The 19,038-nt window shown below is 68.5% G+C and carries 17 protein-coding genes; 6 read left to right on the plus strand and 11 right to left on the minus strand.

Annotated elements, in window-relative coordinates; genetic code table 11:
• Positions 1–46 precede the first annotated feature (46 nt).
• On the plus strand, positions 47–1,264 hold the full coding sequence (locus tag AWB95_RS07535; RefSeq protein ID WP_085167908.1) for an acyl-CoA dehydrogenase family protein: 1,218 nt from the start codon (positions 47–49) through the stop codon (positions 1,262–1,264).
• A 219-nt stretch (positions 1,265–1,483) separates the two neighbouring features.
• On the opposite strand, the gene hisS is transcribed toward AWB95_RS07535, so the two are convergent.
• Together hisS and AWB95_RS07545 are read right to left on the minus strand one after the other, a co-directional pair.
• On the minus strand, positions 1,484–2,746 hold the full coding sequence (hisS, locus tag AWB95_RS07540) for a histidine--tRNA ligase (RefSeq protein ID WP_085167910.1): 1,263 nt from the start codon (positions 2,744–2,746) through the stop codon (positions 1,484–1,486).
• Positions 2,743–3,408 (minus strand): MBL fold metallo-hydrolase, encoded by a 666-nt coding sequence (locus tag AWB95_RS07545; RefSeq protein ID WP_062541864.1) that lies wholly within the window; start codon positions 3,406–3,408, stop codon positions 2,743–2,745. Before AWB95_RS07545 ends, hisS begins: the two co-directional genes overlap by 4 nt.
• Positions 3,409–3,505: 97 nt before the next feature.
• Here AWB95_RS07545 and AWB95_RS07550 point away from each other — a divergent pair, with 97 nt between their 5' ends.
• Positions 3,506–4,390, plus strand: a complete 885-nt coding sequence (locus tag AWB95_RS07550) for a peptidylprolyl isomerase (protein WP_085167912.1) — start codon at positions 3,506–3,508, stop codon at positions 4,388–4,390.
• Between the two features lie 70 nt (positions 4,391–4,460).
• Here AWB95_RS07550 and AWB95_RS07555 read toward each other — a convergent pair whose 3' ends face one another.
• The 9 genes from AWB95_RS07555 to AWB95_RS07600 all read right to left on the minus strand — a co-directional run bounded on the left by AWB95_RS07555 (position 4,461) and on the right by AWB95_RS07600 (position 15,372).
• Positions 4,461–5,201, minus strand: coding sequence for a hypothetical protein (locus AWB95_RS07555; RefSeq protein WP_085167914.1), 741 nt, complete (start codon positions 5,199–5,201; stop codon positions 4,461–4,463).
• Between the two features lie 29 nt (positions 5,202–5,230).
• Positions 5,231–5,539 carry a hypothetical protein gene (locus AWB95_RS07560; RefSeq protein ID WP_085167916.1) on the minus strand — a complete coding sequence of 103 codons (309 nt, stop codon included), beginning with the start codon at positions 5,537–5,539 and terminating at the stop codon, positions 5,231–5,233.
• A gap of 475 nt (positions 5,540–6,014) precedes the next feature.
• Positions 6,015–8,372 carry a RelA/SpoT family protein gene (locus AWB95_RS07570; protein WP_085167918.1) on the minus strand — a complete coding sequence of 786 codons (2,358 nt, stop codon included), beginning with the start codon at positions 8,370–8,372 and terminating at the stop codon, positions 6,015–6,017.
• A gap of 31 nt (positions 8,373–8,403) precedes the next feature.
• Entirely contained in the window at positions 8,404–8,928 is a 525-nt protein-coding gene (locus AWB95_RS07575; protein WP_238600935.1) for an adenine phosphoribosyltransferase, read from the minus strand.
• On the minus strand, positions 8,925–10,568 hold the full coding sequence (locus AWB95_RS07580; protein ID WP_062541192.1) for an ABC transporter substrate-binding protein: 1,644 nt from the start codon (positions 10,566–10,568) through the stop codon (positions 8,925–8,927). Before AWB95_RS07580 ends, AWB95_RS07575 begins: the two co-directional genes overlap by 4 nt.
• A 4-nt stretch (positions 10,569–10,572) precedes the next feature.
• Entirely contained in the window at positions 10,573–11,817 is a 1,245-nt protein-coding gene (gene secF / locus AWB95_RS07585; RefSeq protein ID WP_062541194.1) for a protein translocase subunit SecF, read from the minus strand.
• 4 nt (positions 11,818–11,821) lie between these two features.
• A complete protein-coding gene (gene secD / locus AWB95_RS07590) occupies positions 11,822–13,549 on the minus strand; it encodes a protein translocase subunit SecD (RefSeq protein ID WP_085167920.1) in 1,728 nt (575 codons plus the stop codon).
• 65 nt (positions 13,550–13,614) lie between these two features.
• Entirely contained in the window at positions 13,615–13,944 is a 330-nt protein-coding gene (gene yajC, locus AWB95_RS07595; RefSeq protein WP_062541924.1) for a preprotein translocase subunit YajC, read from the minus strand.
• A 15-nt stretch (positions 13,945–13,959) separates the two neighbouring features.
• Positions 13,960–15,372, minus strand: a complete 1,413-nt coding sequence (locus AWB95_RS07600; RefSeq protein ID WP_085167922.1) for a serine/threonine-protein kinase — start codon at positions 15,370–15,372, stop codon at positions 13,960–13,962.
• 62 nt (positions 15,373–15,434) lie between these two features.
• Between AWB95_RS07600 and AWB95_RS07605 the strand changes: the two genes are divergently transcribed.
• From AWB95_RS07605 to gabT, 4 genes are all read left to right on the plus strand, one after another.
• Positions 15,435–16,583: an amidohydrolase family protein gene (locus tag AWB95_RS07605; protein WP_062540694.1), complete on the plus strand. Its 1,149-nt coding sequence runs from the start codon at positions 15,435–15,437 to the stop codon at positions 16,581–16,583.
• Between the two features lie 3 nt (positions 16,584–16,586).
• Positions 16,587–17,258, plus strand: a complete 672-nt coding sequence (locus tag AWB95_RS07610; RefSeq protein WP_062540695.1) for a nitroreductase family protein — start codon at positions 16,587–16,589, stop codon at positions 17,256–17,258.
• A gap of 77 nt (positions 17,259–17,335) precedes the next feature.
• Positions 17,336–17,581 (plus strand): hypothetical protein, encoded by a 246-nt coding sequence (locus AWB95_RS07615; protein ID WP_084707190.1) that lies wholly within the window; start codon positions 17,336–17,338, stop codon positions 17,579–17,581.
• 47 nt (positions 17,582–17,628) lie between these two features.
• Complete coding sequence (gabT, locus tag AWB95_RS07620; RefSeq protein WP_085167924.1) at positions 17,629–18,969, plus strand: 4-aminobutyrate--2-oxoglutarate transaminase; 1,341 nt, start codon at positions 17,629–17,631, stop codon at positions 18,967–18,969.
• Positions 18,970–19,038: the final 69 nt, after the last annotated feature.

Raw genomic sequence — 19,038 nt, forward strand, 5'->3', positions numbered from 1 at the left:
AATGTCATTTCCGTTTTAGACGAATGACACTCTCGAGAGGCGTCGCATGCCCGCAGAATCGGTGGCGCAGTTCGCCGAGCGCGCCCGCGCGTGGCTGGCCGACAACATGCCGCGCATCGACCCCGACAATCCGCCGTTCGCCGACCGCGGCGAGGAAGCGTCGTGGCAGCGGGCCCGCGAACTGCAGCGCCGGCTCTACGACGGCGGGTTCGCCGGGATCTGCTTCCCCCGCGAATACGGCGGGCTGGGGCTCGACATCGAGTATCAGAAGGCGTTCGACGCCGAGTGCCGCGGCTATGAAATGCCGCTGATCCTCAACACGCCGACGTTCACGATCTGCTGCGCGACCATCCTCGACACCGCCAGCGAAGAGCAGAAGCGCCAACACATTTCGGCGGCGCTGCGCGGCGACGAGGTGCTCGTCCAGCTGCTCTCCGAGCCCAGCGGCGGATCGGATCTGGCCGGGGTGATCACCCGCGCCGAGCGCCGCGACGGCAAGTGGGTGGTCAACGGCGCCAAAACCTGGAGCACCGGCGCGTTCGCCGCCGACTACGGACTGCTACTGGCGCGCACCAACTGGGACGTGCCCAAACACGACGGGCTGACCATGTTCCTGGCGCGCATCGACAGCCCCGGGATCACGTTGCGCCGCATCACGCAGGTGAACGGGTCGACGGAGTTCTGCGAGGAGTTCTTCGACAACCTGGAACTGAGCGACGACGACGTGGTCGGCGAAGTCGACCGGGGCTGGGACGTGGCGTCACGCCAGCTCTATCACGAGCGGCGTGCGGTCGGCGGCGGCTCGGAGTTCGCCAGCGGGACCGGCAGTGAGAACGCCCAGGATCAGCCGCCCGACTACGTCGCGCTGGCGCGGGCGGTCGGGCGCGACTCCGACCGCGTCCGCGATGCGGCGGGCCGTGCGCTGGTGCACCGCGCGGTGCGCGATCAGCTGATCGACCACGTCTACCGCGGCGTGCTGGACGGCTCGCTGCCCGCGTCGGCCGGTTCGCTGATCCGGCTTTTTCACGCCGAGGCCATCGAGCTCGAGGCCGACACGGCGTTGGAGATCGCGGGTTGTGGCGGCGTCGTCGGGGAGCTGCTCGGCGTCGGCGAGCGCTATCTGTCCCGGCAGACCGCAGCGCTGGGCGGTGGCAGTACGGAGATGGCGCGCAACGTGATCGGCGAACGGGTGCTGGGCTTTCCGCGCGAATACGCCGCCGACCGGGGCGTGCCGTTCAACCAGGTGAAGCACAGCCGGGCTTAAAAGGCCGCTTCGGCGCCCACTTTCGCCGAGTGTGAATCCTAGGCGTCGAGCGTGAACGCAAGGCGGTATTTTCGCGATCTTCCCGCCCCGGTTTCACACCGGAAGCCCTCACTTCACAGTCGACCTTTGCGGATGCGCCCTTCTCGGCCCCTTTGGCGCGAGCGTGCGCAAAAACGGGTCCGGCCCCGGCGTGTCGGCCGTCGACACGCACGCTCGCGGTTATCGGGACAACCTCGAAAGGACTTCGGTGACAACGGAGTCCGTGGGCACATCCACTTGTTCGCCTGTGGCGAGGTCTTTGACGCCGACGGTGCCGGCGTCGATATCGCGGTCCCCGGCGACCAGCGCAACGCGCGCGCCCGATCGATCGGCTGCGCGCATCGCGCCCTTGAGGCCGCGGTCGCCGTAGGCCAGATCCACCCGCACACCAGCGGCCCGCAGCCGCCCGGCCAGCACCGCCAGCCGCAGCTTGGCCTGCTCCCCCAGCGGCACCGCGAACACGTCGCAGCGGGTCGTCACGCCGACGGATTTGCCTTCGGCCTTCAGCGCCAGCAAGGTGCGGTCCACGCCCAGCCCGAAGCCGATACCCGAAAGGTCTTGGCCGCCAAGCTCACGCATCAGCCCGTCGTAGCGGCCGCCGCCGCCGATCCCCGACTGCGCGCCCAGCCCGTCGTGGACGAATTCGAAGGTGGTCTTGGTGTAGTAGTCCAGTCCGCGGACCATCCGCGGGTTGATCACGTACGGCACACCCAGCGCGTCGAGGTGCGCCAGCACCGTCTCGAAATGCTGCTTGGAAACGTCGGAGAGATGGTCGAGCATCACCGGGGCATCAGCCGTCATCGCCTTGACCGCAGGGCGTTTGTCGTCGAGCACCCGCATCGGGTTGATCTCGGCGCGCCGACGGGTCTCCGGGTCGAGGTCGAGCTGAAAAAGGAAGTCCTGCAACAGTTCCCGGTATTGCGGACGGCACGTGTCGTCGCCCAGCGAGGTGATCTCGAGGCGGAAGCCGTCCAAGCCAAGCGAGCGAAAACCGGCTTCGGCCACCGCGATCACCTCGGCGTCCAGCGCTGGGTCGTCGACACCGATCGCCTCCACGCCGACCTGCTGCAGCTGGCGGTACCGGCCGGCCTGCGGCCGTTCGTAGCGGAAGAACGGGCCCGCGTAGCACAGCTTGACCGGCAACGCGCCGCGGTCCAGGCCGTGCTCGATCACCGCGCGCACCACCCCGGCGGTGCCTTCCGGTCGCAGGGTCACCGAGCGGTCGCCGCGGTCGGCGAAGGTGTACATCTCTTTGGAGACAACGTCGGTGGACTCGCCCACCCCGCGGGCGAACAGCGCGGTGTCCTCGAAGATCGGCAACTCGACATCGCTGTAGCCGGCCCGGCGGGCGGCGTCGAGCAGCCCGTCGCGCACCGCGACGAACGCCGCCGAATCCGGCGGGACATAGTCCGGAACCCCCTTGGGCGCTTGGAATTCGGTCACGCGCTCAGGCCTTCGAGGAACGGGTTGTGGCGGCGCTCGGCGCCGATCGTGGTCTTGGGTCCGTGGCCCGGCAAGACCACGGTTTTGTCGTCGAGCACCAACAGCTTGTCGACGATCGACGTGAGCAGGTCGCGGCCGCTGCCGCCAAACAGGTCGGTGCGGCCCACCGAGCGCTCGAACAGCGTGTCGCCGGTGAACACCACGTCGGAGCCGTCGCCGGTCACCTTGAACACCACCGAGCCGCGGGTGTGCCCCGGCGTGTGGTCGACGGTGACGGTGATGCCGGCCAGGTCGACCTTGTCGCCGTCGCGGTCCAGTTCGACGACCTGCTTGGGCTCGCGGAACATCGCCGCCATGAACAGCTGTCCGATCCGCGGGCCGAAGCCCTTGATCGGGTCGGTCAGCATGAACCGGTCCTCGGGATGGATGTAGGCGGGGCAGCCGAATGTGTCGGACACCTTCTGCGCCGACCAGATGTGGTCGATGTGGCCGTGGGTGAGCAGCACCGCCGCCGGGGTCAGCCGATTCGTGTCGAGAATGCGCCGCAGCGGACCCATCGCACGCTGGCCGGGGTCGACGATGATGGCGTCCGAGCCGGGCCGCTGGGCCAGCACGTAGCAGTTGCACGCGAGCAGCCCGGCAGGAAAGGCGGAGATCAACACGGTCCCCAGTTTCCCACGGCAGGCTCCGGCACAGTCATTCGCCACGAACTGGCACACTTGCTGACTGACGAACAACGACCACGGAGGGACATCGGCGGTGCCGACCAACGAACAGCGACGTGCCACGGCCAAGCGCAAACTCGAGCGGCAGCTGGAACGCCGGGCCGAACAAGCCCGACGGCGCCGGCTCCTGGCGATCATCGGCGCGGCGGTGGCGGCGGTGGTCGTCGTCGCGGCCGTCGTGACAACCGTGCTGCTCACCAACCGCGAGCACAAGCACAACACGGCGGCGCCGACAAGCAGCGCGTCGGCGACGACGTCGGCTCCCGGCGCGGCGCCGGCAGTGCCGCCATTGCCGTCGTTCAAGCCGTCGGCCGACCTGGGCGCCAACTGCCAGTACCCGCCGTCGCCGGAACCGGCCAGCAAGCCGGCCAAGCCGCCGCGGACGGGCAAGGTGCCCACCGACCCGGCTCAGGTCAGCGCCAGCATGGTGACCGATCAGGGAAAGGTCGGGCTGATGTTGGACAACGGGAAATCGCCGTGCACGGTCAACAGCTTCGCCAGCCTGGCGCAGCAGGGCTTCTTCAACGACACCCAATGCCACCGGCTGACAACGTCGCCGACGCTCTCCGTCCTGCAATGCGGCGACCCGAAGGGCGACGGCACCGGCGGGCCGGGCTACCAGTTCGCCAACGAATACCCGACCGACCAATACCCTCCGGACGACCCCGCCCTGCACCAGCCCGTCGTCTACCCACGCGGCACGCTGGCGATGGCCAACGCCGGTCCGGGCACCAACAGCAGCCAGTTCTTCATGGTCTACAAGGACTCGCAATTGCCGCCCGAGTACACGGTGTTCGGCACCATCCAAGACGACGGACTGGCCACTCTGGACAAGATCGCCAAAGCCGGCGTTGCCGGTGGCGGCGAGGACGGCGCGCCCGCCACCCCGGTGACGATCAAGTCGGTGATGCTGGACTAGCCGGGCCACCGGACGTAGATGTCACCAAAGTTGGCCTGCGACAGGGGTTTTTGCGTTCGCTGCACCGCAATCAAGCCGCAGACCCGCTGTGGGGCAGGTTTTTGCCCGGGGTGAACCAGGCGACTTTGGCATTCCAGGATCGCGCGGACCCGTACGCAAAACCGATCGCGCCCAGACAGGCGCACAACCAGACGGGCAGCGTGATATCGGCGCCGAGCTCCGCAGTGACCACCTGGATGGCGGTCGCTGCCACGCCGAAACCGGCCGAGATCAGGTAGAGGTCGACCGTCGCCGTCGAGCGCGGATCCTTCCGCAGGATGAGCAGCACCCTGCCCGCATAGCCGAACAAATAGATCAGGAGGGCGCCCAGCACCAGCCAGTAGGCGCCGAACCAGACCGTGCTGACGTGCGCCGGGAACAGGTCGGGGTGATAGCCCTCGTCGGCGACGATGAATACCGCCACAAGCAGCGGAATACCAAGCCGCAGCGGGGTTTCGATGTGCCGGCGAAACAGGATGCACTGCAGTCGAGTGTCACCCAGACGGGCCAGCCCGTGGAGAATGATGGCTGTCACCGCGGCGATCAGGCAGATGTGGCCGAGCAGGTCTTCCACATTCCACCGGCCGGTGACGCGGTGCAGCGCCGGACCCAGCGTCGCCGACGCCCACGGCGACATCAGCAGCACTGCACAGCCCTGCAGGGCGATATTCAGGCTCGCGCCGGCTTCCCAGCGGGAGCGCCAGGTGTGGCGGCGGATCCACAGACTGTAGAAGATGGCGGCCAGCGTGGCGAGGATCAGTGCGGACATCATTGTCACCACCCAACTTACCCGCAATTCGCTCAGACAGGCGGCGTGCTGGGGTCGGGTTGAAGATCGCGTAATCTCGTGCGATGGGGCGCTGATTCGACGTATTCGATGACCGCCTCCGGCGGGATCAACCCGTAGCGCACCTGGAGGTCAACCGGGTTCAGCCCGAAGTAGTTGGCGGCTCTGATCAGGTTGTCGGCCGTGACGAGCCTGCCCTCCCGAGCCGCCTTGTAATAGGCCGACTTTCGGTAGCCGAACGCCTCGTAGACCTCGGAAGCGGCAAGCGGCCTGCCGACGAGGTACGGCAGCACCACCGCCGGGTCTTTGTCGCGGTCGTCCATGACCCCTAAGAGTGACCTCGATGGACAAGAGACCGATTACGTGAACGTAAAAACTGTATTAACTACAAAAGTTCACTTTTGCAGACTATTGTTCTCTTATAGATCCCACGGCGGGAGGAGACCATGTCTGCATGCCAGCGCAGCAAGGCCCCTGACCGGAAGCGGCCACGTAGCAGATCGGTCGCCCTGCGACTCGCGCAACGGGCCGCGATCGCCGGCGCCGGCGTGCTGGTGATGATCAGCGGCACGGGCATTGCCGGCTTGCCGGGACAGGCCCGCGCGGATACCCCGCAGTGCGTCGCCGACCAGACGGATCCATGTCCGCCACCGGCGGACGGATCGGTCGATCCGTCGACCCCGCCTCGCGTGCAGCAGCGGATGGCGAATCGGCCCCGTCTGCAGATCATTTGCCAGCCGGCGGCGAAGGTCGGGGCATTCTGTTACCGACGGATCGTGCGCTGAGCGCCGAGGACCGTCAAGCCGCTGACGTCACCCGGTAGACGTCGTAGACGCCTTCGACGTTGCGCACGACGTCGAGCAGGTGCCCCAGGTGCTTGGGGTCACCCATCTCGAAGGTGAACCGGCTGACCGCCACCCGGTCGTTCGACGTCGTCACCGACGCCGACAGGATGTTCACCTTCTCGTCGGCCAGCACCCTGGTCACGTCCGAGAGCAGCCGATGCCGGTCGAGCGCCTCGACCTGGATTGCCACCAGAAACACCGACGACGGCGACGGCGCCCAGTGCACCTCGATGATGCGCTCCGACTGCTGTTGCAGCGACGCGGCATTGGTGCAGTCGGTGCGGTGCACGCTGACCCCGCCGCCGCGGGTGACGAATCCCATGATCGCGTCGCCGGGCACCGGGGTGCAGCATTTAGCCAGCTTGGTCAGCACTCCCGGGGCGCCCGGTACCGCGACCCCGGTGTCGTCGGTGCTGCGCGGGCGTCGCAGCATGGTCGCCGGGGTGGACCGCTCGGCGAGATCCTCCTCGGCCTGGTCGATGCCGCCCAGTTCGGCCACCAGCCGCTGGACCACATGCTTGGCCGAGACGTGCCCTTCGCCGATCGCGGTGTAGAGGGCAGACACGTCGGTGTAGTGCAGCTCGTTGGCCACCGCGGCCATCGATCCGCCATTGACCAAGCGCTGCAACGGAAGTCCGCCGCGGCGAACCTCGCGGGCCATCGCCTCCTTGCCGGCCTCCAGCGCTTCCTCGCGGCGTTCTTTGGCGAACCACTGGCGGATCTTGGTCTTCGCGCGCGGCGACACCACGAACTGCTGCCAGTCCCGCGACGGCCCGGCGTTGGGCGCCTTGGACGTGAAAACCTCGACGACTTCCCCGTTTTCGAGCTTGCGCTCCAGCGCCACCAGCCGGCCGTTGACGCGGGCGCCGATGCAGCGGTGGCCGACCTCGGTGTGCACGGCATAGGCGAAGTCCACCGGTGTCGACCCGGTGGGCAGCGTGATCACGTCACCCTTCGGCGTGAACACGAAAATCTCTTGCACCGCAAGGTCGTAACGCAGCGACTCCAGGAACTCGCCGGGGTCGGCGGCCTCTCGCTGCCAGTCGAGCAATTGGCGCATCCAGGCCATGTCGTCGATCTCGGCGGCGGCGTGTGGATGCGGAACACCGTTGCGGCCCTTGGCTTCCTTGTAACGCCAGTGCGCGGCGATGCCGTATTCGGCCGTGCGGTGCATGTCGCGGGTGCGGATCTGCACTTCCAGCGGCTTGCCCTCCGGCCCGACGACCGTGGTGTGCAGCGACTGGTACACCCCGTAGCGCGGCTGGGCGATGTAGTCCTTGAACCGGCCGGCCATCGGCTGCCACAGCGAATGCACCACGCCCACAGCGGCGTAACAGTCACGGATCTCGTCGCACAGGATGCGAATGCCGACCAGGTCGTGGATGTCGTCGAAGTCGCGGCCCTTGACGATCATCTTCTGGTAGATCGACCAGTAGTGCTTGGGCCGGCCTTCCACCGTCGCGTTGATCTTGGACGCGTTGAGCGTGGCGACGATCTCGTCGCGCACCTTGGCCAGATAGGTGTCGCGCGACGGGGCCCGGTCGGCCACCAGCCGCACGATCTCCTCGTACTTCTTGGGGTGCAGGATCGCGAACGCCAGATCCTCCAGCTCCCACTTGACCGTGGCCATCCCCAGCCGATGTGCGAGCGGCGCAATGACTTCCAGCGTTTCGCGGGCCTTGCGGGCCTGCTTCTCCGGCGGCAGGAAACGCATCGTGCGCATGTTGTGCAGCCGGTCGGCCACCTTGATCACCAGCACCCGCGGGTCACGCGCCATCGCGGTGATCATCTTGCGGATGGTCTCCCCCTCGGCGGCGCTGCCGAGCACCACCCGGTCCAGCTTGGTCACCCCGTCGACCAGATGGCCGACCTCCTCGCCGAATTCCTCGGACAGCTGCGCCAAGGTGTAGCCGGTGTCCTCGACGGTGTCGTGCAGAAGCGCGGCCACCAGCGTGGTGGTGTCCATCCCCAGCTCGGCCAGGATGGTGGCCACGGCCAGCGGATGGGTGATATACGGGTCGCCGGAATGGCGCATCTGGTCGGCGTGCCGCTGCTCGGCGACCTCGTAGGCACGCTGCAAGATCGACAGGTCCGCCTTGGGATGAATTTCGCGGTGCACCGCCACCAGCGGCTCGAGCACCGGGCTGACCGTGCTGCGCTGGGCGGTCATCCGCCGCGCCAAGCGGGCCCGCACCCGTCGCGACGCGCTGGTGGAGGTCTTCAGCCCGATCCGGGACTCGGCCGGCAGGGCATCGGGAACCTGCAGCGGCTCGGTGGGCGGCTGGGTAGCCGTGGGCTGGTCATCCGCCACGTTCGTCACCTCCGGCCTCCCAGGATATCGCTCAAACGCAGCGCAAGCTGTGGACCGGCAGCGGCGCGACCGCATCACGACCGCCCAGCGCGCCCAGTTCCAGCACCACGGCGGCCAGCGTCACGCGCGCGCCGCTGTGTTCGAGCAGCCGGCGAGCCGCCGCCAGCGTCCCGCCGGTGGCCAGCACGTCGTCGACGATGACCACGCTGCGCCCGGCCAGCTCGATGCCGTCGGCCGGGATTTCCAGGGTGGCGGTGCCGTATTCCAGGTCGTAGTGATCGGCGCGCACCGGCGGCGGCAGCTTGCCGCCCTTGCGGATGGCCAGCATGCCGGTGCCCAGCCGGGCCGCGACGGCGCCGCCCACCACGAAGCCGCGGGCGTCGATCCCGGCGATCAGGTCGGCGCCGGTCGCCACGTCGGCCAGCGCGTCGGTCACGGCGGAAAACCCGCGACGGTCGGCGAACAGCGGAGTGAGATCCTTGAATTGGATTCCCGCCGTGGGGAAGTCGGCTACCTCGCGGGTCAGGGACGCGATCAGGTGCTCGACAGAGCTCACCGCACCAGCACCCAGCGGTCCATGTTCCAGCCGGCGCCCCAGCGGGTCGGGTTGGCCGTGACCGCATACATCTTTTTCGAGGCCATCAGAGTCCGCTGCTGGCGATACAGCGGTAGGGTCGGCATGTCGGCCCACAGCACCGGCGCGCTCTCCGCCAGCAGGCGCACCAACTCGGCAGGGTCGGCCGACACCGCCAGCGCGCTGATGATCCCGTCGATCTGGCCGTTGCTGTAGCCGGGCAGATTGTTGCCGTTGCCGGTGTGCAGCGTGTAGGCGTCCATCGCCGGCGACCCGGTCGATCCGCTGCCGGCCGCGCCACCGGCAGTGGCCAGCAGCACGTCGATCTTTCCATCCCGCAGGGTCTGCGGTCCGGTGGTGTCGGAGGTGACGTCGGAGACCGTGATACCGGCCGGCGCGCACGCCTTGGCGATCGCGCCGACCGTGGCGGCCAGCCGGGCATTGGGCGCCCGGTAGCCGATCCGCACGGTCAGCGGCGCCCCGCCCAGCGCACCGCGCGCCGCGTCGGGATTCGCCTTGACGAATTGTGCTGCCTCCGGGACGTTTTCGGCCTGGGCGATGGCGTCCTCGGCGGCGGTGTGCAACCGGGAGTTGGCGATCGGCACCCCTGCGTCGCGCGCGATCACATCCCGCGGCGTACACGAGGCGACCGCGCGACGCACGAGCGTGTCGGCAAACCGGCCGTTCGGCGCGAAGATCAGCTGCTGGATCCCGTCCGACGGCGCGTCGGTGCGCCGGTAGTTGTCCGGGGTGATCACCGAGCCCGACGACCCGGCCGCGACGTCGGCGACGTCGATACTGCCGTTGTTGAGCCGGTCCTGGATGTCGGCCTTCTGCGGCCACACCGTGATCCGCTTCGTCATCGGCTTAGGCCCCCACCAGCGCTCGTTGGCGACCAGCACCACCCCGCCGTCGTTCAGCACCGACTCGATCTTGTACGGCCCCGACGACGGGAAGTGCTTGGTGTCCAGGCCGGGCTTGAGGTCCCAGATCGTGTTCCATCGCTGGGCAATGCGCTCGACGGCCGGCATGTTCTTGCCCAGCAGCGAGGCGGTGACGTTGACGCCCAGGTCGTCGGCGATGACGTGGGACGGCATCAGCGAGGTCGCGGTGAACAGCTCGTCGTAGTCGACGACGCTGCGGTCCGGCGCGAACGACACCCGGGCCTTCTTCTGCCCGGGCTGGCAGTCAATGCCGGCGATGTCGATGTAGCCGGCCTGGGTGGCGGCGTCGAACCCACCGAACTTGCCGGAGTGGGCGGCCCAGGTCAGCACCATGTCGTCACACGTGACCGGCTTGCCGTCGGAGTAGACGGCGTTGTCGGCGATCTGGTAGTCGAGCACCAGCGGCGCGCCGCCGACCACCGAGACGGTGCCGAAGTCGTGGTCGGCCACCACCTGCCCGTCGGGACCGTGGTAGCCGAAGCCGGTCAGGGTGCGGGAAAACGCCTGTGCCCCAGCCGATGCGGCGCCGGTGACCGTGTTGGTGTTGTAGGTGACCAGCGCGCCGTCGACCGCGTAGTCGATCTGACCGGCTGCGCTGCCCGAACACGCGGTCAGCGGCGAGAAGGCCACAAGCGTCGCCGCCAAGACGGCCGCAGCGCGCCGACGCCAGGCAGCCATCGGGTTACCGCTTGTTTCGCTTGCCGGTCGGCCGTACCGGCCGCGCGCCCGGCGCCGGCTTGCTCGGCGCCGGCTTCTTCGGAGCGGCCGAGGTGGTCTGCCGCTTCGGTTCGTCGTCGCGCGATTCCTCGGGCACGGAAACGGGCTCTGAAGGCTTTTCGGGAGCACCGTCGCGGCGCCGCAGCACCCGGCGGGTGTGCGCACGCACCAGCTCGGTGCGCTCGCGCAGGCTGACCAGCAACGGGGTGGCGAAGAAGATCGACGAATAGGTGCCCACGATGATGCCGACCAGCTGCACCAGCGCCAGGTCCTTGAGCGTGCCGACGCCCAGCAGCCACACCGCCACCACCAGCAGCGCGATCACCGGCAGCACCGAGATCAGGCTGGTGTTGATCGAGCGCATGAACGTCTGGTTGACCGCCAGGTTGGCCTGCTCCGCGAAGGTGCGCCGCGTCGTGTGCTGGAAGCCGTGGGTGTTCTCCTCGACCTTGTCGAACACGATCACGGTGTCGTAGATGGAGAAGCCGAGGATGGTCAGCAGCCCGATGACGGTGGCCGGCGTGACCTCGAAGCCCACCAGTGAGTACACCCCGGCGGTGACGGTCACGTCGAAGAACATCGCGGCCAGCGCGGAGATCGCCATGTAGCGCTCGTAGCGCACGGTGATGTAGAGGGCGACCAGCACCAGGAACACCACCAGCGCGATCACCGCCTTCTTGGTGATCTGACCGCCCCAGGTCGACGACACCGCCGAGTCGCTGATGGCCTGCTTGCTGGGTTTGCCGTCGGCGCCTTTCGGCTTGAAATGGTCGAAGAGCGCTTTTTTCAGCTTGTTGGTCTGGTCGTTGGACAGCGTCTCGGAGCGGATCTGCACGGTCGCCGACGCCCCGTTTCCGACGATCACCACCGACTCCGGGTCCTTGCCGATCGTCTGGCGGAACACGTCTTCCACCTGGCTGACCTGTACTGTGCCAGTCGCAGCCGCGACGGGCATTGACACCTTGGTGCCGCCCTGGAAATCGATGCCGAACGTGAAGCCGCGCAACACAATGCTGGCGATCGCGATCGCCACGATCGTCCCGCTGATCGCGTACCACATCCGCCGCCGCCCGACCACCTCGAACGCCCCGGTGCCGGTGTAGAGCCGCGACAGGAAGCTGTGGTGCGGCAGCTGGGCGCCGTTGGCGTCGTCGGCGATCCTGCCGTCGGACTCGGTGAGCTCTACGGCTTCTGTTGCTTTGGAGGCCATTTCGCTATCCCCGCCCTCCCGTGTGCGCGGCGGCGCGGCGCTCACGCGCAACCTGCTGCACCGCCCCCAGGCCGTTGTAGGCCGGCTTGCCCAGCGTCGGCGACTTGGACGCCAGGTACACCAGCGGCCAGGTCACCAGGAACACCACGACGAGGTCGAGGATTGTGGTGAGGCCCAGGGTGAACGCGAAGCCCTTCACTTGTCCGATCGCCAGGAAGTACAACACAGCGGCGGCCAGGAACGTCACCGCGTTACCCGACACGATGGTCTTGCGGGCCCGCGCCCAACCGCGCGGCACCGCCGAGCGGAACGAACGGCCTTCGCGGATCTCGTCTTTGATGCGTTCGAAGAACACCACGAACGAGTCGGCGGTGGTGCCGATACCGATGATCAGACCCGCGATACCGGCCAGGTCCAGCGTGTAGTTGATATAGCGGCCCAGCAGCACCAGGATCGCGAAAACCATTGCGCCGGAAGCCACTAGCGACAGCGCGGTGAGCAATCCCAGTACCCGGTAGTAGAGCAGCGAGTACGCCAGCACCAGCGCCAGGCCGATCGCACCGGCGATCAGGCCCGCCCGTAGCGACGTCAAACCTAATGTGGCCGAGACGGTTTCGGCCTCCGACGATTCGAACGACAGCGGCAGCGAGCCGTATTTGAGGACGTTGGCCAGCTGGCGCGCGCTGTCGGCGGTGAACGGCGGATCACCTCCGGTGATCTGGGTCCGGCCGCCGGGGATCGCTTCACGGATCTGCGGCGCGCTCACCACCTGCGAGTCCAGGGTGAACGCGGTCTGGGTGCCGACGTGCGCGGCGGTGTAGTCGGCCCAGGTGTTGGCCGCCGCGCTCTTGAACTGCAGGTCGACGACGTAGCCGCCGCTGCGCTGGTCCAAGCCCGAGCTGGCGTTCTGGATCTGGTCGCCGCTGATGATCGACGGCGCCAGCAGATAGGCCATCTTGTGGTCCTTGCCGCAGGTGATCAACGGCAGTTTGGGGTCGTCGTTGCCGGCCAGGATGTCGTCTTTACCGCACTGGGTGGCCTCGTATTGCAGGCCGTAGAACTGGATCGCCTTGTTGTCGCTCTGGCGCCACTGCTTCTCTTTCGCGATGCGCTCCGCCAGATCCTTGCGGGGGTCAGGCGGCCCGGGCCGCACGGGCGGGGGCGCCGGCCCCGGCGCCGGGGCCGGAGACGGGGCGGGCGTCGGCTCCTGCGGGTAAGGCCGCGGCTGCGCCGGCGGCGCCTGCCCCGGGGCCGGAGCGCCCGGCGCCTCCCCGGGCGCCGGGCCCGGCTCCCCCGCCGGGGGCGCCGGCTTGCCGGACGGCGCCGGTTCCTGCGGCGGCGGGGCGGTCTCCACCGGCAGCGCGTTGATCACCGGACGGATGTACAGTCGCGCGGTCTGGCCCAGGTTGCGGGCCTCGTTGCCGTCGTTGCCGGGCACCGTGATGACCAGGTTGTCGCCGTCGACAACTACTTCGGAACCAGAGACACCCAGGCCGTTGACCCGGGCGCTGATGATTTGCTGCGCCTGCGCCAACGCGTCGCGGGACGGCCTCGAGCCGTCCGGGGTGCGGGCGGTCAACGTGACCCGGGTGCCGCCCTGCAGGTCGATACCCAGCTTGGGCTCCGCGCGCTTGTCCCCGGTCAGGAAGACCAGCAGGTACACGCCGATGAGCAGGGCCAGGAACACCGTCAGATAGCGGGCAGGGTGCACCGGCGCCGAAGGCGATGCCACGTTGTTCTAGTCTCCTCGTTGATTGACGACCGCATCCGCAAAGGTTACGTGCCGGTCGACCGAACTCAGTCTTTGGGCGCTCGCTCCGGGTCGGCCGTGAGCTCGACCGCGTCGGTGTGGTCAAGCTCGGGCGCCTCCGCCTCGATGCGGTCGCGGATGGCCAGTTTCATCCAGGTGGTGATTACGCCCGGGGCGATCTCGAGGTCCACGGTGTCGTCGGTGATGTCGGTGACGGTCCCCTGTAATCCGGAGGTGGTATGCACCCGGTCCCCGACCTGTAGCGACTCGTGCAGGTCGATGGTGGCCTGCATCGCGCGCCGCTGGCGCCGCGAGGCGAAGAACATGAACACGCCCAGGATGACGAGCAGCGGCAAGAAGACGAGCAGTTGTTCCATGCCCGCCAGTGTGCCCTACCCGCCCGCATATTCGACCATCGGTTCGGTGTCCGCGACCTGTCCGTTCACCATGATCGTCAACCCATGGCGGCGCATTTCGTACCGCGTGCCGTCCTCGGGGTTCATCGCGTCGAAGCCGTCGCCGGCCGGAGTCGCCCCGGGCAACTCGATCGCGGCGCCGTCCGAGAGCCGCACCCCGCGGTAGTAGTAGGTGCCGGTGCCCGCCGATTTGCAGACGACCAGCGCGGACTTCGTGGTCCGTTCGGCCAGGGCCGCCACGTCGGCGCCGCGGCACCGCGCCTCGGGGTAACGGAGAAAGCCGTGCGCGTCGGCGTCCGGCAGCGAGACCCCCGAGGCGGTCGGGGCCGGCGTGGACGCCGACACCGGCAACGAGGTTGTCGTGGGCTTGGGTGTGGCGCGGGCCGGCTGGGTGCGCGCCGACGGCGGCGCGGCCGGCGACGACCGGTGATCGGGCCGGACGAGGACGACGACGGTCGCGACAGCGGCGACCACGGCGGCGGCAGCCGCGATGGCCGCGACAAGCATCCCGCGCGGTCGCTTGGCCGCCTGGCGCACGTGCGGTGTCAGCTGCGGCGCGGCGGCGTCGAGCGCCGCCCTGGCCAGCTCGCCGGCCGTCGCGAATCGCTCGTCGGCGCGTTTGGCCATGCCCTTGGCGACCACCGCATCGAACGCGGGACTGAGGCCGGCGCGGGCCTGGGAGGGTCGCGGCGGCGCGGAGAACAGGTGCGCGGCGATCAACTGGCTGACGTCGGCGCCGTGAAACGGCGCCGTCCCGGTAAGGCATTGGTAGAGCAGGCAGGCCAGCGAATAGATGTCTGAAGCCGGGCCGAACGGCTCGCTGGTGAACCGCTCCGGCGCCATGTACGACTTGGAGCCAACCAGGTGGCCAGCGGTCGTCAGCCCCGGATCCACGCCCGAATAGGCGATGCCGAAGTCCACCAGGTAGACGAAGCCGTCCGGTGTGATCAGCACGTTCTCCGGCTTGACGTCGCGGTGGACCAGCCGGTCGCGGTGGGCGGCGTCCAGCGCACTCGCCAGCTGGCTGATCACTGAGCCCGCGGCCTCCGGGCTCAGCGGGCCGTCCTCGGTCAGCACGGTTTTCAGGTTGCGGCCGTCGACCAGTCGCATGTCGATGTAGAGCACGCCGTCGATTTCGCCCCAGTCGTGCACCGGAATGACGTGCGGCTCGGCCAGCCGCGCCGCTACCCGGGACTCGCGCTGGAATCGCCGCCGGTAGTCCTCGTCGGCGGCCAGGTCGTCGAGTAGCAACTTCAGCGCGACGGTGCGTCCCTTGACCGTGTCGTACGCTCGGTACACCTCGCCCATGCCGCCGACGCCGAGCAGCGCCTGCAACTCGTACGGCCCGAACATGCTGCCGACACGTGAACCCTGCCGCGGTGAGGGCATGACGGCATCCTCTCAAACATCGGGCCCTTGACGTGGCAAAGCGAGAGTGAGACAACGGGCTTGTGACCGGCTCTGTGACTGGCGTCGTCGACTCCGACCAACACCTCTACGAGACGCGATCCATGTGGGCTGACCACATCGACCCGGGCGCCCGCGACGACGCTCTGAGCCTGCTCGACGACGAGCTCGGCTACACCTGGCTGAGTTGGCGCGGTGCTCGCCTTGCCCTGGCCGACGTCCACGTCCCCGGCGACACCTCCTCTTGCGGCGAACACCGCAACCGGCAGCGGGCCGGCCAGCCGCCTTCCTACCGCTACGACGAAGCGCTGCCGGCCTCCTACTGGGATCCGGCGGCTCGGGTCGACTGGCTCGACGATGCCTGCGTGGGCCGGGGGGTGCTGTTTCCCAATTACGGGCTGCTGTGGGAGCGCCGGCTCTCGTCGTCGCTGCCCGCGCTGACCGCGAACATGACGGCGTGGAACCGGTGGTGCGCGGCGGTGCAGGCCGAAGGCCGCGGGCGGCTGCACCCGGTCGCGCATCTGACGCTGCGCGACCCGCAGTGGCTGGAGGCCGAGCTGAAAACCATTGCGGCAGCAGGCATCCGGCTGGCGATGATCGGCGCCGGACCGGTCGACGGCCGCGCGCTGTCGCATCCCGACCACGAGCGGATCTGGTCGGCGTTTGTGGATCACGCCGTCACACCGGTGTTCCACGTCGCCGACCAGGCGCGGGTCTTCGACGACTGCTGGTATCCCGACGACGGCGACGACCTGGTGCCGGCCACCGAGGCGGTGTTCCTGTGGGTGCCGCCGGCGCTGGCGCTGACGGATCTGATCCTGCACGGGGTGCTGGACCGCCATCCCGCGCTGCGTTTCGGCGTGGTGGAGCTCAGCTCGGCGTGGGTGCCGCAGTTCCTGCTGATGCTCGACGGCGCGGCGGACTTCACCGCGCGGCTCAACGGCAAGCCCGTGGCGCCGCTGTCCCGTCGGCCCAGCGAGTATTTCCTCGACCAGGTGCGGGTGTCGTCGTTCTCCTACGAGGATCCCAAAGCGCTGACCAAGAACAGCGGCGACGTTTTCATGTTCTGCAGCGACTACCCGCACTCCGAGGGCACCGCAACGCCGCTGGACGACTATCGGCGGATGGGTTGTCAGGAACACCAGATGCCGGGTCTCTTCCACACCAACGTCGACTGGCTGCTACACCGGTAGCTCATGGAGCTCATCGAAGCGTTGCGCACCACCGGCGCCGTGCGCGACTTCACCGATCAGCCCGTCGACGACGCCACGGTGGCCCGGATACTCGACACCGCCCGGTTCGCGCCCAGCGGCGCCAACGCGCAGGCTTGGCGGGTCGTGGTACTCAAGGACCCCGAGCGGCGACGACGGCTCCGCGAGTCGTATCTGCGGGGTTCTCGCGACTATATGGCGCTGAGCGCCGCCGGGCTGCGACCGTGGGCGCCGACCAACGACCGCGACGCCGAGGCCCGCGCTCTGGCGGCCGAAACTCCTGCAGCGCCAGGCGGATTCGCTGAACGCTTCGATCAGGCGCCGGTGCTGCTGGCGTTGTTCGCGGACCTGTCGATGCTGGCCGCGGTGGACCGCGACGCCGGCCGGTACACGTTTGCCGGCGGCGCGTCGATCTATCCGTTTGCCTGGAGCATCCTGCTGGCCGCCCGCGAGGAGGGCCTCGGCGGCGTCATCACCACGATCGCGATCCGCGAAGAGCCGCAAGTGAAGTCGCTGCTCGGTGCACCCGACCACTTTGCTCTGGCCGCGGTGATCGCTTTGGGCCATCCGGTTCGGGCGGCGCGACGGCTGCGCCGCTCGCCGGTCGACGCATTCGCAACCGTCGACTCGATCGACGGCCCGGCGTTCGAAGCGTGACATTGCCGTCAAATTCGTCCGCGCTTGCCGGTACGCTCGTCAATCAAGATCGAACACGCTCTCCTGAAAGGTCCGCGATGAGAAACCTCATTGGACGGTTGGCGGCCGTGGTGGTGTTGCCGGCAGCAGCGACGGCGCTCGTGGCGGTCGCGACGCCGGCTGTCAGCTCGGCGGAGCCCCTGAACTGCCCAGAAGGCCAGTGGTGGGACCCGACCGCCAACGTGTGCCGGCCACTGGGCGAAGGGCCACAGCCCCTGAACTGCCCGGAAGGCCAGTATTGGAAGCCGGGCGACAACGTGTGCAGGCCGCTCGGCCAACTCTGAACCGCGACAACCTCTGGCGGGAGGCGCCGCGCGGATAGGCTGCGGAGGTGACCGCTGTAGAACAGAGTCGCCGCCTCGTCACCGAAATCCCCGGTCCAGCATCGCTGGAACTGACCAAACGCCGGGCCGCGGCAGTGGCCCGGGGGGTGCGCAGCACGATGCCGGTGTACGCGGTGCGCGCCGGCGGCGGCATCGTCGAGGACGTCGACGGCAACCGGCTCATCGACTTGAGCTCGGGCATCGCGGTCACCACGATCGGCAACGCCTCTCCGCGGGTCGTCGACGCCGTGCGCACGCAGGTCGCCGACTTCACCCACACCTGCTTCATGGTGACGCCCTATGAGAACTACATCGCCGTCGCGGAGCAGCTCAACCGGCTCACCCCGGGCTCGGGTGAGAAGCGGTCCGTGCTGTTCAACTCCGGCGCCGAGGCGGTGGAGAACGCCATCAAGATCGCGCGGGTCTACACGCGCAAACCGGCGGTGGTGGCGTTCGACCACGCTTACCACGGCCGCACCAACCTGGCGATGGCCCTGACCGCCCAGTCGATGCCCTACAAGAGCGGTTTCGGCCCGTTCGCGCCGGAGATCTACCGCGCGCCGCTGTCCTATCCGTACCGCGACGGGTTGATCGACAAGGAGCTGGCCACCGACGGTGAGCGGGCCGCGGCCCGGGCGATTCGGGTCATCGGCAGGCAGGTCGGCGCCGACAACCTGGCCGCCCTGGTGATCGAGCCGATCCAGGGCGAGGGCGGCTTCATCGTCCCGGCCGACGGGTTCCTGCCCACCCTCTTGGAGTGGTGCCGCCAGAACAACGTCGTGTTCGTCGCCGACGAGGTGCAGACCGGCTTCGCCCGCACCGGTGCGTTGTTCGCCTGCGAGCACGAGGGCATCGAACCGGACCTGATCTGCACCGCCAAGGGCATCGCCGGCGGGCTGCCGCTGTCGGCGGTCACCGGCCGCGCCGAGATCATGAACGCTTCTCACCCCGGCGGGCTGGGCGGCACGTTCGGCGGCAACCCGGTCGCCTGCGCGGCGGCGCTGGCCGCCATCACGACGATCGAGAGCGACGGGATGGTCGAGCGGGCGCGCCAGATCGGGCAGCTGATGACGGATCGGCTGTCCCGGCTGCAGGCCGACGACGACCGGATCGGCGACGTCCGCGGCCGCGGCGCGATGATCGCCGCCGAACTGGTGAAATCCGGCACCGCCGACCCCGACCCGCAGCTGACCGGCAAGCTGGCCACCGCCGCGCACGCCGCCGGCGTGATCGTCTTGACCGCAGGCACTTTCGGCAACGTGCTGCGGTTCCTGCCGCCGCTGACCATCAGCGACGAGCTGCTCTCCGAAGCTCTCGAGGTGCTGGCGGGACTACTGGCCGAGCTCTGAGCGGTGGCGGATGTCACTGTCGTCCCGGTTCCGGAATAATATTAGCTTTGCTAACGTAGTTTCTCGTTG

This window comes from Mycobacterium celatum, from assembly GCF_002101595.1.
Taxonomy (GTDB): Bacteria; Actinomycetota; Actinomycetes; order Mycobacteriales; family Mycobacteriaceae; genus Mycobacterium; species Mycobacterium celatum.

What these genes read in the sequence shown, in the direction of transcription:
- AWB95_RS07535 (WP_085167908.1), top strand. Translation starts at nt 47, where the DNA reads ATGCCCGCAGAATCGGTGGCGCAGTTCGCCGAGCGCGCCCGCGCGTGG.
- AWB95_RS07555 (WP_085167914.1), bottom strand. Translation starts at nt 5,201, where the DNA reads ATGATGTCCGCACTGATCCTCGCCACGCTGGCCGCCATCTTCTACAGT.
- AWB95_RS07560 (WP_085167916.1), bottom strand. Translation starts at nt 5,539, where the DNA reads ATGGACGACCGCGACAAAGACCCGGCGGTGGTGCTGCCGTACCTCGTC.
- AWB95_RS07580 (WP_062541192.1), bottom strand. Translation starts at nt 10,568, where the DNA reads ATGGCTGCCTGGCGTCGGCGCGCTGCGGCCGTCTTGGCGGCGACGCTT.
- secF (WP_062541194.1), bottom strand. Translation starts at nt 11,817, where the DNA reads ATGGCCTCCAAAGCAACAGAAGCCGTAGAGCTCACCGAGTCCGACGGC.
- yajC (WP_062541924.1), bottom strand. Translation starts at nt 13,944, where the DNA reads ATGGAACAACTGCTCGTCTTCTTGCCGCTGCTCGTCATCCTGGGCGTG.
- AWB95_RS07600 (WP_085167922.1), bottom strand. Translation starts at nt 15,372, where the DNA reads ATGCCCTCACCGCGGCAGGGTTCACGTGTCGGCAGCATGTTCGGGCCG.
- AWB95_RS07610 (WP_062540695.1), top strand. Translation starts at nt 16,587, where the DNA reads ATGGAGCTCATCGAAGCGTTGCGCACCACCGGCGCCGTGCGCGACTTC.
- AWB95_RS07615 (WP_084707190.1), top strand. Translation starts at nt 17,336, where the DNA reads ATGAGAAACCTCATTGGACGGTTGGCGGCCGTGGTGGTGTTGCCGGCA.